The sequence below is a fragment of the Vibrio sinus genome (assembly GCF_023634645.1).
GTDB classification, from domain to species: Bacteria; Pseudomonadota; Gammaproteobacteria; order Enterobacterales; family Vibrionaceae; genus Vibrio; species Vibrio sinus.
This window is the reverse complement of sequence record NZ_JAMKMR010000008.1, coordinates 1-15,226: the sequence shown is the minus strand read 5'-3', so window position 1 is coordinate 15,226 and position 15,226 is coordinate 1. Positions and strand designations below refer to the sequence as shown.

At 40.7% G+C, this 15,226-nt stretch carries 12 protein-coding genes; 8 read left to right on the top strand and 4 right to left on the bottom strand.

All coding sequences use genetic code 11. From position 1 onward, the window contains the following. Positions 1-8 precede the first annotated feature (8 nt). From M9194_RS10140 to M9194_RS21830, 4 genes are all read left to right on the top strand, one after another. A complete protein-coding gene (locus tag M9194_RS10140; protein ID WP_250612525.1) occupies positions 9-3,497 on the top strand; it encodes an alpha/beta fold hydrolase in 3,489 nt (1,162 codons plus the stop codon). Continuing rightward, complete coding sequence (locus M9194_RS10135) at positions 3,490-4,248, top strand: 4'-phosphopantetheinyl transferase family protein (RefSeq protein WP_250612524.1); 759 nt, start codon at positions 3,490-3,492, stop codon at positions 4,246-4,248. Before M9194_RS10140 ends, M9194_RS10135 begins: the two co-directional genes overlap by 8 nt. 2 nt (positions 4,249-4,250) lie before the next feature. Beyond that, entirely contained in the window at positions 4,251-5,015 is a 765-nt protein-coding gene (locus tag M9194_RS10130; protein WP_250612523.1) for a metallophosphoesterase, read from the top strand. A gap of 143 nt (positions 5,016-5,158) precedes the next feature. Beyond that, positions 5,159-5,419: a phosphopantetheine-binding protein gene (locus M9194_RS21830; RefSeq protein WP_431769401.1), complete on the top strand. Its 261-nt coding sequence runs from the start codon at positions 5,159-5,161 to the stop codon at positions 5,417-5,419. Positions 5,420-5,758: 339 nt separating this feature from the next. On the opposite strand, the gene M9194_RS10120 is transcribed toward M9194_RS21830, so the two are convergent. Beyond that, on the bottom strand, positions 5,759-6,238 hold the full coding sequence (locus tag M9194_RS10120) for a helix-turn-helix domain-containing protein (protein ID WP_250612521.1): 480 nt from the start codon (positions 6,236-6,238) through the stop codon (positions 5,759-5,761). A 327-nt stretch (positions 6,239-6,565) separates the two neighbouring features. Here M9194_RS10120 and M9194_RS10115 point away from each other — a divergent pair, with 327 nt between their 5' ends. After that, a complete protein-coding gene (locus M9194_RS10115) occupies positions 6,566-7,231 on the top strand; it encodes a helix-turn-helix transcriptional regulator (protein WP_250612520.1) in 666 nt (221 codons plus the stop codon). Between the two features lie 466 nt (positions 7,232-7,697). On the opposite strand, the gene M9194_RS10110 is transcribed toward M9194_RS10115, so the two are convergent. Both M9194_RS10110 and M9194_RS10105 read right to left on the bottom strand, forming a co-directional pair. Continuing rightward, a complete protein-coding gene (locus M9194_RS10110; RefSeq protein WP_284676561.1) occupies positions 7,698-8,096 on the bottom strand; it encodes a GFA family protein in 399 nt (132 codons plus the stop codon). 77 nt (positions 8,097-8,173) lie between these two features. Further along, a complete protein-coding gene (locus tag M9194_RS10105) occupies positions 8,174-8,929 on the bottom strand; it encodes a substrate-binding periplasmic protein (RefSeq protein ID WP_250612519.1) in 756 nt (251 codons plus the stop codon). Positions 8,930-9,087: 158 nt separating this feature from the next. Here M9194_RS10105 and M9194_RS10100 point away from each other — a divergent pair, with 158 nt between their 5' ends. After that, positions 9,088-10,086 carry a Gfo/Idh/MocA family protein gene (locus tag M9194_RS10100; protein ID WP_250612518.1) on the top strand — a complete coding sequence of 333 codons (999 nt, stop codon included), beginning with the start codon at positions 9,088-9,090 and terminating at the stop codon, positions 10,084-10,086. A 49-nt stretch (positions 10,087-10,135) separates the two neighbouring features. Here the strand turns inward: M9194_RS10100 and M9194_RS10095 are convergent, their stop codons facing one another. Further along, positions 10,136-11,350 carry a multidrug effflux MFS transporter gene (locus M9194_RS10095; RefSeq protein ID WP_284676560.1) on the bottom strand — a complete coding sequence of 405 codons (1,215 nt, stop codon included), beginning with the start codon at positions 11,348-11,350 and terminating at the stop codon, positions 10,136-10,138. Positions 11,351-11,591: 241 nt separating this feature from the next. Here M9194_RS10095 and M9194_RS10090 point away from each other — a divergent pair, with 241 nt between their 5' ends. Together M9194_RS10090 and M9194_RS10085 are read left to right on the top strand one after the other, a co-directional pair. Further along, positions 11,592-14,084, top strand: coding sequence for a bifunctional diguanylate cyclase/phosphodiesterase (locus M9194_RS10090; protein WP_250612516.1), 2,493 nt, complete (start codon positions 11,592-11,594; stop codon positions 14,082-14,084). A gap of 109 nt (positions 14,085-14,193) precedes the next feature. Next, a complete protein-coding gene (locus tag M9194_RS10085) occupies positions 14,194-15,192 on the top strand; it encodes a substrate-binding domain-containing protein (protein WP_250612515.1) in 999 nt (332 codons plus the stop codon). The last annotated feature ends 34 nt before the right edge of the window (positions 15,193-15,226 follow it).

The following is a 15,226-nucleotide window of genomic DNA, read 5'->3' as shown; positions in this document are numbered from 1 at the left end:
TGAATGGCATGAATAAAGATGAACTATTGAGAGATGCTCTGATTACTATCAGGCACCTTAACGAAAGGTTAGAAAATACGGCATCCACAGTGATGCCGAATGAACCAGCTATCGCTGTCATTGGTATGGCTTGTCAGTTCCCAGGAGCTGGCAGTTTACCCGTGTTTTGGAATCAATTATTCCAGCGATTTGATGGTGTTAGTCATTACCCGAGCTCTAGGCTGGGCCTACTAGGATTAGAGGAGAGCCACCTCGACGGAGATATAGAGAACATCTACGGTGGGTATCTAGAAAATATCGATTTGTTCGATCCCGAGCTGTTTAATATTTCGCCCAGAGAGGCGAAATGCATGGATCCTCAACAGAGGTTGCTGATGATGAATGTGCATCAGGCTTTGCAAGATTCGGATATTCAAAGCAATTCGAATTTTAAAAATACAGGCGTATTTATGTCCCACTATGCCAGTCAATATCTAGCGCTGGACGGTCAACGTACACCTGAGAATAGTTTGTTTATGGCAACGGGAAATGCAGCGTCCATTTCTGCGAATCGAATCTCTTATCACTATGACCTACAGGGACCCAGCCTTGTGATTGATACCGCGTGTTCCTCATCTTTAGCGGGGTTAGATGTCGCTTGTCGTTACCTTAAAGAAGGAAGAATTGATTACGCATTGGTTGGGGCAGTAAGCCTTAATTTAAATATGGACGCCACCAAAATGTTGCAGCATGCGAATATGCTATCTGAGGATGGGAAGTGTAAGACATTTGATGAGCGAGCCGATGGGTATGTGCCGGGAGAGGGAGTGGGGGTTGTCGTTCTGCAGCGACTGGCCGATGACCTCCCTAGTCCAGGAAAGGTTTACTCAGTGATCAAGGGTTGCAATGTAAATCATGACGGCAAGAGCAATGGCTTGGCTGCGCCAAACGGTTTAGCTCAAGAGGCCTTGATCCGAGACACTTGTCATAGCGCGAATATCGAGCCAGGGTCTTTAGGTTATGTGGAAACCCATGGCACAGGGACTTATTTGGGTGATCCAGTAGAAATTGAGGGGTTGAATAACGTTGTCGGTAAAAACCGAGCTCCGAATACACCTTGTGTGCTTGGCTGTTTGAAAACTAATATTGGCCACCTAGAACCCGCGGCTGGGATTGCTAGTCTAATTAAGGCGTCACTGTGTGTCTCTCAAGGTATGATCCCAGGTAATAATCACCTGAATAAGGTTAACCCTTTGCTGAATCTAGACCATCAGTCGTTTGTACTACCTGATCGAGCAGTACCATGGATGGGAGAAACTCTACGTGCAGGGGTGAGCTCATTTGGTTTTGGTGGATTGAATGGATTTGCAGTATTGGAGAATGCGCCTAATACATTGGACACTACGCAGCAAATCCATTTGGCAGACTATCCGAAGGTTGAATTTAACCTAGAATCATACTGGTTAGATAAACCTAAGTTTTCGACTGGTTATAATGATAACTATGATAATGCACCAGGCTTCTTAACTTATCATTTAATCGATTCGCCCACCGATCTGTTTCGAGCGAACCTCTCAATTCAACCCGGGCAACTGACGGGAATTGAAGATACAGGAAACTTTCATATAGGCTTTTACATTGAGCTACTTTATAAGATATTTTCTGACTATTTAGCTAAAGATGCGCTGCATATAGAAGAGTTGATGTTTCTCCAGCCTCTTCAGGTATCTCAGAAGACAACAACGGATATCCATCTGGTCGTAAAACTGGTCGACAGTAATGCTTATCATGTAGACATCTATTTCAAATATGGAACGGCTAGTAAAGATTGGACGTTGGCTGCCGAGGCGTCAATTACTTCACAGGCATTACAGACTCCCCAACCTATAGATATGAGTCTCACACGCAAGCTAGTAGAGCGTAAACTAGACGCTGAGGACTTTTACCAACGTTATCAAGCTATGGGTATGCCGGGTAAAGGATATGTTCGTGCGATTGAAACTTGTCGTATTTATGTAGACCAAACTCGGTCTAATTTGTCACTCAGTTTCGATCCCGCAAGTTATAAGTTAGGTGCACACCCCGGGTTTCTTGACGCTGTCGTACAGCCAGCTTTTCACATGCTTGAAGTAAGTGATCAAGCTCCATATATGACTACAACGCTCAAAGATCTCATCATCCATAAGCCACTGAATGAAGGAAATGTATATAAGTTACATAATAGATTGTTGTCTCAAGACAACATCTCAAACGGTCGTTTTTCGGCTTCTTGGGCTATATGCTCCACAGAGGGTGAGCCGTTTATAGCGTGTGGTGAAATTCAGCTACAAAAGATAGCGGAAAAACCTGATACACATTCGATTCAGATCGATGAGTCGAGTGAGTGTGGTGCTGACACCTTGCTCCAGTTTATTGCTGACAGACTGGATACTCAGCCCGAAAAGATAAAAAGGGATATTCCTTTACCTGAGCTTGGAATGGACTCATTAATGTTAATGCGCATCCGAAATATGATGGATAAATTAGATGCTCCTGTTCAAAGCCTGTTCGACGCGACGATTAATGACCTTATAGGCAAGCTAAGTACAATAGGGACCGATAATACATCTATAGGTAGTGAGAGCAGCCATGCCTATGATCAGTCTGTAGCTCAGGTGCGTCGAATATTACAACCGTATTCTTTGCAGACAAATAGCTGGCTAGGTCATCAGGTAACAGCGACAGCTCGGCTGCGTGTTTATTGTTTTGCCTATGGGCACCTTTCTTCTTCGATTATATTTAAAAATTGGTTGGGACAATTGTCACCCCAAATAGAAGTGGTTCCGATAGAGCTTCCTGGGCATGGTCCCCGAATAAGTGAGCGGCCGATTGAACATGTTAATGAGATGGTCGAAAGCTTGGCGAATGCACTCGAGAGCGAATTACATCAACCCTTCGTACTATTTGGTCACAGTTCTGGTGCACTTGTCGCGTACGCACTGGCATTACATTTACAGAAAACAGGCCGGCCAATGCCTCAACAGTTGATCGTTAGCGCATTTACGGCTCCTACGTGCGAGCCCAACCCAGTTATTGAATCTGCAAAGAAAGAATATAAAAGTGTGGGCATTGATAAGCTTCCTAGCTTGAGCGATGTGATAAATCCGCATAACAAGGAATTGGTGAGCAAAATCATCCGTGTTTATCACAAGAAAACTCAGGCTATGGGGCTAGTTGATTTGGCGCCAGATCTTATAGCAGGACAATTGCATGCGATTGTTTCTATTATGCAGGTGGTAGACAGCTTTGACCCATCGTCCATCGTCCCTCTGTCCATACCCATCATTGCATTTCATGGTGAAGAGGACAGTCAGGTAACGCTTGAGGAAATGCAGGCTTGGGAGCCGCTGAGTAACGAAGGCTTTTTACTGCGTGTTTTTCCTGGAGACCACTTGTTTATTGATCCGTCTCAGAGCGAAAAACTCGTTATAGAGGAAATAGCAGAGTTATTGCGAGAAAAGGAGGTGCTTCATGGATAGGTTTTTCTATGAATCTGGCCCAGTGTTTTACTTTGAAACTCCAGAGATTTCCGTCTATCACACCAGCTTCGATGTGGGCTGTTTTTCAGAAAAGCTAATTTCTGATTTAAACAGAGATTATTTCGGCTTTGTAAAAAATGCGGTAATAAAACGTAAGTCTGAGTTTGTCGCTGGGCGCTATTGTGCCCATCAATCCCTGGCGCTCATAGGTGGAGATAGTAGTTTCATTAACGTAGGAGAAGGGCGCTGTCCAATGTGGCCCTCAGGCTTTTTAGGATCTATCAGTCACTGTGATTCTTATGCCCTAGCAGCAAGCGCGAAGTCTGCTGATTTATTTGCGCTAGGCTTAGATGTCGAAAATATAGTAGATGACAATATGCGTTCGAACCTACTGACATCCATAGTCAATCAGGACGAAATGTTCTTGCTAGAGGAGTCTATTACACCGAATGCTATCTTTACGTTGATTTTTTCAATGAAAGAAAGCTTTTTCAAGGCCGTTTATCCTCACGTAAAAACCTACTTCGATTTTTCAGCTATTTCTATCTTGCAAGTTGACCAACACCTTGGAAGACTTGAATTTAGAGTGAATGATACAGTAGGTTCGATTTTTACAGCAGGGGCAGTTTTTTCAGGTCAGTTTAAGTTTATCGATAACAGAAAAGTCATCACTTTTTTCCAGCTTAAGAACCAGAGAATTTCATCCTCTGCTTCACAGGCTGTGTCTGATCGATATGGGGAAGCTTTTTAAATATGCGTTTATTTGCGGTGTCAGATCTCCATCTTGATTATGAAGAAAATAGAAATTGGTTGGCAGGTTTGTCGAATGCCGATTTTCAGTCGGACATTTTAATTCTAGCGGGAGATATATCGGACGATACTAAGCTTATCCAGTGGTGTTTTACCACATTGCAGTCGAAATTCAGACAGGTGTTTTTTGTTCCGGGAAATCATGACCTTTGGGTTCGCCGCAATCCAGAGATGACCTCGTTGGAAAAATTTGAGCTGTTACAGAAGCTTGCAGCCGAGCATCAAATCTCCATGCAAACGTATCACTTCGGCTCATTATCGGTTGTTCCTCTCTTGGGGTGGTACGATTATACATTTGGTTCACCTAGTGAGAAATTACAGCAATCTTGGACGGACTTTTATGCATGCAGCTGGCCTAAGGATATGCAAGCAGAAGATATCACTCGTTACTTCCTTTCCCATAATCAACATCAGTTACCAGTACAAAATGAAGTTGTGATTTCTTTCTCGCATTTTCTTCCTCGGATTGATTTGATTCCATCAGCCGTTCCAGCTCAATTTCACTATTTGTTTCCAGTGTTAGGCAGCTCGGAACTCGATAAACAGATCCGAACGATCCAAGCAAGTAAACATCTGCATGTATATGGTCACAGTCATTTGAATCGGAGTATTCAACTCGATAACGTTGAATACATTAATAATGCTTTTGGCTATCCGTCAGAGACCCACATCGCACGCAAACAATTAGTGCAAATTTACGAGACATAATAGGTTTGAGTTTACGAATATCCCAAAATTCCCATTAATAAATGAGGAGAACATGATGACGCATCACTAAAAATATCCAAAGCTACAACATGGTTTGGCCCGAAAAGAAGTAAATTTAGACGAATAAGTTGAGAAGGATAGTAATGATGAAAAACTTAGTACAAGAAATCACCCTTTCAGCAACTAAAGAAATGGCTTCAATCCTTGGCGTTTCACCCCAAGCGGATGTGTCCACCGCAAGCCACTTCATTGACTTGGGAATCAATTCCATTGATAGAACTGAACTACTATCGACGATTACAGAGCGCTTATCTTTAAGCCATGTGCCCGTAGACATTGCTCTTTCTGATACTGTTGGCAGTATGATTAATAAAATCTTGCCTTTATTCCTTGAGAGTAGGTAAGTATCGAAAGCTCACTATGAAGAAGAGTGGGTATATGCTTTCATATATAAAATTTAAGACGAGTGTGCATATGTGCAAGGCTCATGTGCATTTTCTCGGAATGTACACGCAATCTTGGGCAGCTTACAATGATGGCCAATAGAAACTAAGTGTTTCTATTGCGATACTTTGGTTCACTTGAAAGTATTGCGCTATAGCCTACACACATTTTGTCCGCCTCTAATATTGGACATATTTTGTGCCTGCGGTTGATTCGCAGGCATTTTTTCTGTTCGAAGCCTTTAGATTTAGGTTTTAAGTTCACGGAAATTAGGAGGGACAATTTATAAATATTGACACTTAGGAAGGCTTTATTTCAGATTTCAGCTCGGTTAAATGATCGACTATTATTTTAAACAAACCTACGCTGGACCCGTTACAAGTGTTAAAAGAGTTATATATCTGACAACTAACTTTTAGTTGATTCAAGCTTTCCTTATCTATACCCATGACCTCTGACATTCTCTGGACCTGATCATAAATATCCAGTAACAGATTAGTATCGATCGCGTAATTTTCAGTGTTTGAGAAAGAAGCCGAACTATGAGATTGCCCAGTAATTAGCCATTCTACGGAAACATCTAAAACCTCGGCATAATTAACTAAAGCTTCCGGTTTTATAGACCTTTTTCCCTTTTCGTGCTGGCTGTAGGTGGTGTAGGATATGGAGTTCTCACTAGCAAAGTCTTTTGTAAATTTATACCCTGCATTAACTCTAGCCTCACATAGTCGGTCTGCTATTAATTGCTTGCTAGTTTTCATAAAGTGTAATTGGTTCATCTGTCCAAGCTAACGTTAACCTTTCATCCCTCAATAGTAACGTCATCAGGCTTTAGATTTTCTTTAATATGCAACAAGAACACTTAAATTTCAATAGCATATTGATTTTGCTCCGCGGCAGTTATAGTATTCTTTGAATAATATTACTCAAGTTGAGTATTGATTGAGCTCGGTTTTCTTGCTTAACACTGGGGCCCGATAAGTAGACTGTTTATTGGCATAGTTAGCCTTTAGGTCTGCTTTTTAATTTTAACGTGGATAATCTGGCTCGAGCTATTCCGATTTTATCATTCAACATTTGAATCGTGCACACTAAAAAGGGCATCTATGAAATTGTCTTCTGACCTGATCAACTTCTGGGAGAGCTATGATAAACCTGGAGGATTAAAAGATCTTCAATCCAGGTATGTATACGTAAACTCAGCTTATCGGCGATTGCAAAACCTGTCTAAATCTTACGATATAGAAGGTCGCTACGATGGCGAACTTCCAACAGAAACATATGAATATGAACCCGAGTTTCAGAGGCATGATCGGCTAGTACTTGATACTAAAGACGTCCATAGCTCTATAGAAATTCATCCATTTGGTAAACATAAGGTGCTTGAGGGGTGGATTTTCCACAAAAGGACATTCTTTTATAATAATAAGCTAAGCGGTGTATTTTTTTGGGCTGATCCTGCCAGAAAGATAGATATAAATATATATACGACTTTTGGTACTAAAGCATCATCTATCATTCTTAACCCTCCTACCACAGCACTAACAGAAAGGGAATGGGAAGTTTTATATTTCTTAATGAAAGGTGAGAGTCTTAAGAGCGTCTCTCTTATGTTGTCCCTGCAAGTGAATACTGTTAGGAAGTATCTGGAGAATATTAGAACTAAACTTGGAACCTTTTCTCAGGCACAGACTATAGATTTCTGTAAGTCAAAGGGTTGGGACCGTTATGTGCCAAAGAAGTACATTATTAGACACAAAATAATCAGTTAGAAGTGATGAACAGATATAGGCTTAGTCTTAGGGGGGGAATAAAAAAGACTGAATGTTTAGGTTTAACTTAATGTGAATTAAGTCAAAAAATTGGACTTTTTAACTGTTAATTATATCGGGCTATAACATTTTATTATCACATTGTAAATGGTAATTATTGTGGTAGCTTGCGAATCACTATCTAGATATACTTAATCTATATTAACGATTAGACAAAATAGTCTACGTAATACCGGGTTATGGGCTTTTTCGAGAGCCCATAACGCAATATTTTTAGATGAAAGTATTGCAATATAGCCAACTAATATTTTGTCCGCCTCTTCATCTAGGACATGTTTTTCGCCTGCAGTTTATCTGCAGGCATTTTTTATTGTGCTTTAATAAAGGTGCTTATCTAAACAATAAAAACCAAGCTTTAATCGATTGTTTCTTGATCATTACACACTTGGTGTGTTGAAGCTATTGGTCACTGTATTGAGGTACAATAGCTGGGTAAACTATCCAATACATTCACCCAATCGAGTTTGGAGCGAGTGTAAATATTCACGCTTGGTTTGAAATCTTGATGATTATCTAAACAACCATAATGCAGGATAGTAAAGTCAGGATATTTAGTTGGGTTTGAGTTGAAAATAGGTGTACCACATTGCCTACAAAAATGTTTTCTAGCAAACTCAGAGACAGCGAAAGAGTGTAAAACCCCTGTTAGAAGCTCGAAATTAGGCTGATGGATAACAGCGTATGTAGAAAAGGCTGATCCGTTCATTTTTCGGCAAAGGCGACAGTGGCAATTTACAACATCTAGAATGTTACCTTTGATGCTAAATTGAACCGATTGACAGTTACAGCTACCAGTAATCTTCATTATATTATACGTATATTAATTGGTAAAAATTCCACTTAATCTTAACGTATTTCTTTGCGATTTTCTTGGCCTAATACTCAAGGTATATTATGTTTTTCTTTTAATCTATTATATTGACCAGAAGATTTAATTCGCTCTAAATATTTATTAAACTGCTTGATATATTGTTTAGAGCCTGGGTGTTGTTTAGACACCATTAAATGTAAATATCCTTTTGAGATAGGCTCAGGAAGATGCTTAAAATGAGCCGCATTCAAGGTGCTGTGAGAGTGAAGGAACTCATTGCCCACCATGTCGTTTATCGGTATGAAATCGACGCGTCCAGCTTTCATCATTTGGAAACAATTTTCCAACTGAGTAGGTCGTTGCAAAGTGACTATTTTTCGTTCAACAAGATCTTTTATTGCCTTATCCGTATATCCTAGTGGAAGGCATGCTTTAGCCCCTTCAAGTGTAGCCAATGTTAAGGTTGAATTGTGGTTGATAAAGACAACGGTATTGATGGATACGATAGGGTCGCTATACAGAAAATCCTTTTCTCTGTCAGCCGTTTTTCGGTAAGGGAAAGTAGCGAGAAACTTGCCAATTTTTGTATTGTCATATCCTCTTTTCCATGGCTCGAAAGCTAATGAAACTCGCCCGACATTATCCATGCTGCTAAATACCGTCACCACAAGGTCACTGGCAAACCCTCCGTTGGGTAGGTTTTTATCTGCATACGGAGGATAGTCATATCCAGTTACTAAATATATGTCTTTAGCAATACTCGGAAAGCCAACAAGTAGCGTTATAGCGATAAGAGTAAAATTGCGAATATAGCCTTTAATAAACATTGTGTTTCCGTACTGTCGGTAATACAGGTAGTGTTTGTTCGCGCCCTCTTCATTCAAGGAACCCATCACTATCTTATCTCATAGCATAGCTCAACAAAGATTGACTTGGTGTCCCAATGCTAGTTAGCATTTGTCCGAAAAATTAAATAGGGATATATATGCCAAATAATATAGTACGTTGGGGGATCGCAGGGCTGGGGAACATAGCACATCGTTTTGTTTCAGACCTCACCCAGCACGTTGAAAACGTTGAACTCCGTGCGGTAGCTGCTAGGGATGAGAAACGGGCAAAAGACTTTGCGGATACATATGGATGTCCAAGCAGTTATGGCTCTTATCGGCAGCTTGCGGAAGATGCAAACGTTGATGTTGTTTATATTTCGACCATTCACCCATATCACAAAAATTTAGTAGAGCTCTGTCTATTAAATGGCAAGCATGTGCTGGTAGAAAAGCCTGCTTTTACCAATGAAAGGGACTGGTTAGAAATGTCTGCACTGGCTAAAAAGAATGGGCTGATATTACTTGAGGCCATGAAGTCCGTTGCTTTTCCTGCTTACCAAGCCTTAACGGAATTTATCCTTAACAATGAAGTCGTTATTGATTTTGTCGAGGCGGCGTTTGGAAACTGGCATAAATTCGATCCCACGGAAAATATATTCAATCCTAATCTAAGCGGAGGAGCAACCTTGGATGTGGGCGTTTACCCGCTCTGGTTGTATGTCGACTTGTGTCGCTTAACTAAAACGCCCATCGTAACGCCTTCAATCAAATACGCACAAGACAATCCAGGCTCTGGGGTTGATGAAAATGTGGAGTTCTTATTTGATGGCAAAATAAAGGGAAAAATCAGCGCATCGATTACTCGCGATCTCAAGCGTGAGGCTATTATTACTGGGCCGGATCTGAAGATTACGATCGCTGAAAAATGGTGGAACCCCACGCATATTCATATTTTATACAAAGACAAAGTTCATGAGATATCTATTCCTCCGGTTGGAGGAGGCTTTGAGTATGAAATTGAACATGTTTCAAACTTAATTCGTGATAACCAACAAAAGTCGCATATTTTGCATTCACAATCCAGCCAGCGTGTCGCAGCCATCATGGAAAGCGCTTTAACAAGTAATGGGTACAATCATTTGGTGAAACTTTAAGCTTTGAATTCCGCATATCGAAGTAACTTGGTATCACCCACCATCTGATTCAGTCATTTTGGGCGATGAGTTCTGGATCAGAACAGGATTGACGCACTAAGTAAAACCAAGTGATGAGGACAAGAGCACCGACGGTACTAATGCTCAACATGACAGGCTTTATTGAGTGTTGCGAGAAATGACTCACAATAAAACTGGCGATAGACGCCAACGTAAATTCAACAGCCATACCAATGGCTGTTGCTAAACCAATAAGTTGTGGGAAAGGGCGAACCATGGCAACAGCAGCCGTGGTAATAATAAAGCCAGAGCCAAACATATATAAGAACATAGTACCCGCAAGCAGTATCCCTGAACTGATGTTAAGCAAGGACGCAATCCCTAACGCAAGGGCAGAGATAAATAGCAGTGTTGATCCGAAAGACATTAATCGATCAATACCTAAGCGAATGACCAGCCAGCCACATAACACAACTCCAGCCAAATGAGCGAACCATAGCGTACTTAACAAATAGCCAAAATTGACTTTGCTGTAATGCAGAGTATCGATAAAGGTATAGGATGCGCTGGTTGTGAACACTTTTTCTCCAGCTGTCATTAAAGCGATCAGTAATACTACTCCCCAGAAGGATTTATTCTTAATAATTTGCCAGTAGTTATGTTTAATTTGCTTCAACTCTAGATTTTTTACACTTGCGCCAGGGTTAGTTTCTGGAATAAAGGAAATGACGAGCGTGGTAAGTACTAAACCATAAACAAAAAAACTATAAAAAATTGCACGCCAACCCCAATATGTTGCGATATAACCAGCAATAATAGGTAGTGCCATCAACAAAATCGCATTACCAGTAAAAATATAACTAAATAGGCTAGCGGCCTTACGGTGGGGGTATTGGTCGTTGATGACCGCTCGTCCCATTAATATGCACAAACTGCAACCAATACCTTGAATAAGACGTCCGATTAGTACCCAGTCAATATTATTGGCCATTGCACACAGTGCACTGCCGAATGTAAACAATGAAATACCAATGACGAGGTATAGCTTACGTCCAAATGCCTCAACAAATGGCCCGTAAATAAACATGCTGACGGCTTTGCCAATAATGTAAAAAGTGATAGTGAGTTTTACTAAGGACGCGGATGCGGACAGCTGGCTCCCTAATAGTGGCATAGCAGGTAGATAGAAAGACACACCTGCAAGCCCTAGCAGCCAAAGGCTCATTAAGATAGCTACAAAATACTGAGTTTTGAGTTGATTCATTATTATTGATGGAAATGATAATTATTTTCAAATGTGGCGCTACATTAACACGCTTTGTATTGAATGCAACAGATGGGAGTAATATTTTTAATTGAACGATAGACGGTAAAAGGTAATAAAAGCAAAGCGTTAATTCATTGTTAGCATCATATTTCAAGCGAAATAACTGGGCGCACTATACTCAATGTATGAAAGTGAGTATTGGCGGCCAGCCTAGATAGCTAAGAAATAACAAAAGTTCATGAATCAGAAAATTAACTCAAGTACAGAGCGTTGGATATTAAGAAGCATTCAGGTGCTGCCTGTGGCCTTAATGTTGGTTTTTATTTTGGTTATCGCGGTGGTTCTAGTGACGGAGGAAAACCGTCGTACGCAGGATTTAGTTAATGGTTTGAGAGATGACTTTGTGGCTAATCAGCAAGCTATTATTAAGAACCAGATCAACAATGTTTATCAGCAAATAGAATATGAGAAAAGCTTAACAATTAAGCTGCTTAAACGGGATATAGAGTCTCGTGTTGAAGAAGCCTATCAAGTGGTGGAAGGGATTTACAATGCTAACCCCGGACTAGAAAAACAGCAGATCATTCGTTTAATACACCAGGCGCTTTTTAACGTCCGGTTTAACGAAGGAAGAGGATATTATTTTATCTTTCAAATGGATGGCGTTAATGTCATGCATCCATTACTGCCTCACATAGAAGGTACCTCAAAAATTGGCGTACAAGATCTCAGAGGGACATTCATTGTTAAAGAGCATATTGATTTAATTAAGGCGTCGAAAGATGGTAGCGCGTTTTATCGCTGGTGGTTCAAAAAGCCGGGAGAAGGCGATAAGGAATTTGAAAAGATAGGTTATGCCAAACATTTCAAGCCTTACGATTGGTTTATTGGTACGGGTGAATATGTAGCGGACGTAGAAGCCGAGATAAAACGACGGATGCTATTATGGCTAACAAAATTGCGCTACGGCAATGACAATTATGTATTTGTCGTGGACCTAGAAGGTAAAACATTGGCACATAAGGACGAGACACGTATTGGTAATACAGAGATGCCGTTGTTTAATCTTTTTATGGCTTCACTTAACAAAAGTTTAGCTGGTTTAGAAGGGTATGTTCGATATGACAGCCCTTATGTTCCAGAGAGCATTAACAGCCCTGATAAGATTAGCTACATCCGACTAATAGAATCTTGGGGCTGGATCATTGGTACCGGTGTGTTTACTTCTGACATTGAAACACTGATCGCACCACAATTGACTGAATTGGAAAAGCAACACAAGCATCAGCTGTATCGCATTCTCGTGATTTTGTTTACGCTTTCAGGCATTCTCCTCTTATTTTCTTTGGCAGTCAGTCGCTTTTTACGCCGACGTTTTGTTTTGTATCAGATGAATATTAGCGACAATATTCGCGCTCTTGAGGACAGTCAGGAGCAGTTACGTAAATTGGCTACCATTGACTCTCTCACCTCTATTCCAAATCGCACTATGCTTGAAGAAAACTTGAAGAAAGGGTTGGAGCATAGTCGTCAGTCTGGCGACTTTTTTGCGCTGATGTTTGTTGATCTTGATGACTTTAAGCGAATCAATGATACCTATGGGCATCATGTTGGTGATGAGTTACTTAAAGCGGTGGGAAAGCGGTTTGAAATATTGTGTGGTGAGCAAGATGTATTAGCACGTTTCGGTGGAGATGAGTTTGTATTTGGCTATCAAGTCAGTTCTAAGCAAGAAGCGAAAGATAAAGCTGATGCGATTCGTAGAGTATTTGATGAATCGTTTTCTCTGAGCAGAGCAACCATCATAGTGTCTTGTAGTATCGGAGTTTCAATATCTCCTGATGACGGAAGCAGCTTCTCTAGTTTACTGTCTAAATCAGATATCGCTTTATATCGTTCTAAAGAGCAAAGCAAAGGGCAAATACTATTTTACGATCACAAGCTCGATGATGAGGTTCATTATCATTTTCAGGTGGAGGAAAGCCTGCGAAATGCGCTTAAAAATGAAGAAATCTCTGTCCATTATCAACCTAAACTGAGTGCAGAAACGGGTGACATACTTGGCGTTGAGGCCTTATGTCGTTGGAACTCAGAAAAGCTGGGTATGGTTCGCCCAGATGTGTTTATACAAATTGCGGAGAAAACGGGGCTCATTATTGCTATAGGAGAATTTGTGTTGCAAAAAGCTTGTGATGACATCAACGCGCTCAATAGGCAAATGGGTGGTGCTGTCAAACTTGCTATCAATATTTCTCCGATTCAGCTTTTGGATGGCAACTTTTATAATATGGCGACAGATATCGTAAAGAGTCGAAACATTGAACCTAGTAATATTACTTTTGAATTGACTGAAAACGTATTGCTAGAAGATTTGGATAAAGTGCTGCCAATTCTTACCCAATTAAACGCGATGGGATTTGGCATCTCTCTAGACGATTTTGGTACTGGATATTCCTCACTTCGTTATCTCAATTCTCTGCCCATTACAGAAATAAAAATTGACCGCGAATTTGTGATGAAGATGGAGGTAGACAACCGTAATGCGACCGTTGTTAAAACCATCGTCTTGATTGGGCTGTCAATGGGGTTAAATGTAGTGGCTGAAGGTGTGGAAACTCACGAACAACAAAAACATTTGAAAACACTGGGATGTCATGAACTTCAAGGTTATTTATTTGACCCTGCCTTACCGCTTGCTGAGCTTATAGATAAATATAGCAATACGCCCTAGTCTATAATTAAATTCGAGACCCGAGTTCAGCGAGATAAGCTTAGCTTCAACGTTAGGTATAGGGGCGAGACAACGTCATGATACGCTGAATGTATACAAAGGAACATGTATGAAGAAGTGTTTTTTGACGGCCATGCTACTTGCTTATTCTTATTCATTTTTAGCTCATGCGAAAGAATATACTTTTGCTGTAGTACCTAAGTTTTACGGCACTTTTTTCGATCAAAGTAAGTATGGTTGTGTAGATGCTGCAAAACAGTTACCAAGTGTCAAATGCATTTATCGAGGACCGGAAAAAGCCAATGTAAGAGTGCAAGATAAAATTGTTAAACAGCTCATTTCTGAAGGTGTTGATGGAATTGCAATAGCCGTTACTCAGTCAGCATTTCTTGCAGAAAATAGTGTTGAGCTGGCGAAGAAGGCTGGTATTCCCATTGTTACCTATGATGCGGACTTCGATGCTGAAACGTTAAAGAAATATCAAGATTTACGTTCTTCCTATATAGGAACGAATAACTTTGAGTTAGGCAAAGCACTCGGAGAACAGTTAAAAAGGCTGCGACCTAATGGGGGAACGCTCATTATTCAATCTGGACGGCCAGATTCGCCAAATTTGAATTTGAGAATTATGGGAGTCCGCTCGGTTTTATCTGGTAAAACGTATCAGAACCCGCCCGGTGAAATGTTAAAAGATGACAATGGATGGACGGAAGTGAGAAAACCTTTTTACAATTTTGACCAGCTAGACAGAGCGCTTAAGCAAATGGACTCAATGTTAAAAGGAAAAAGAATCATTGCAGATTCCTTTGTCGCTGTAGGTGGTTGGCCACAAAATGATGAGGCAGCCTACAGGAAAATGATAGAGCCATACAAGGATAAAGTGCGAACAAACGAGGTGGCCATTGTTATCTCGGATGCCTCTGCTTCTCAATTAGCAATGCTCAAAGATCATCTGGCCAGCGCAAATATTGGGCAAAACCCTTATGAAATGGGTAAGCAAGCCATTTTTACTCTACTTAAAATTGTCCAAAAAGAGCACTATCAAAAAGTGATTTATACCCCGCTAAAGGTCTGTACGCCAGACAATTATCAAACATGTAGCCGCTAAATGTAGGGTTAGTGGTAATGGCTAACCCTGAACA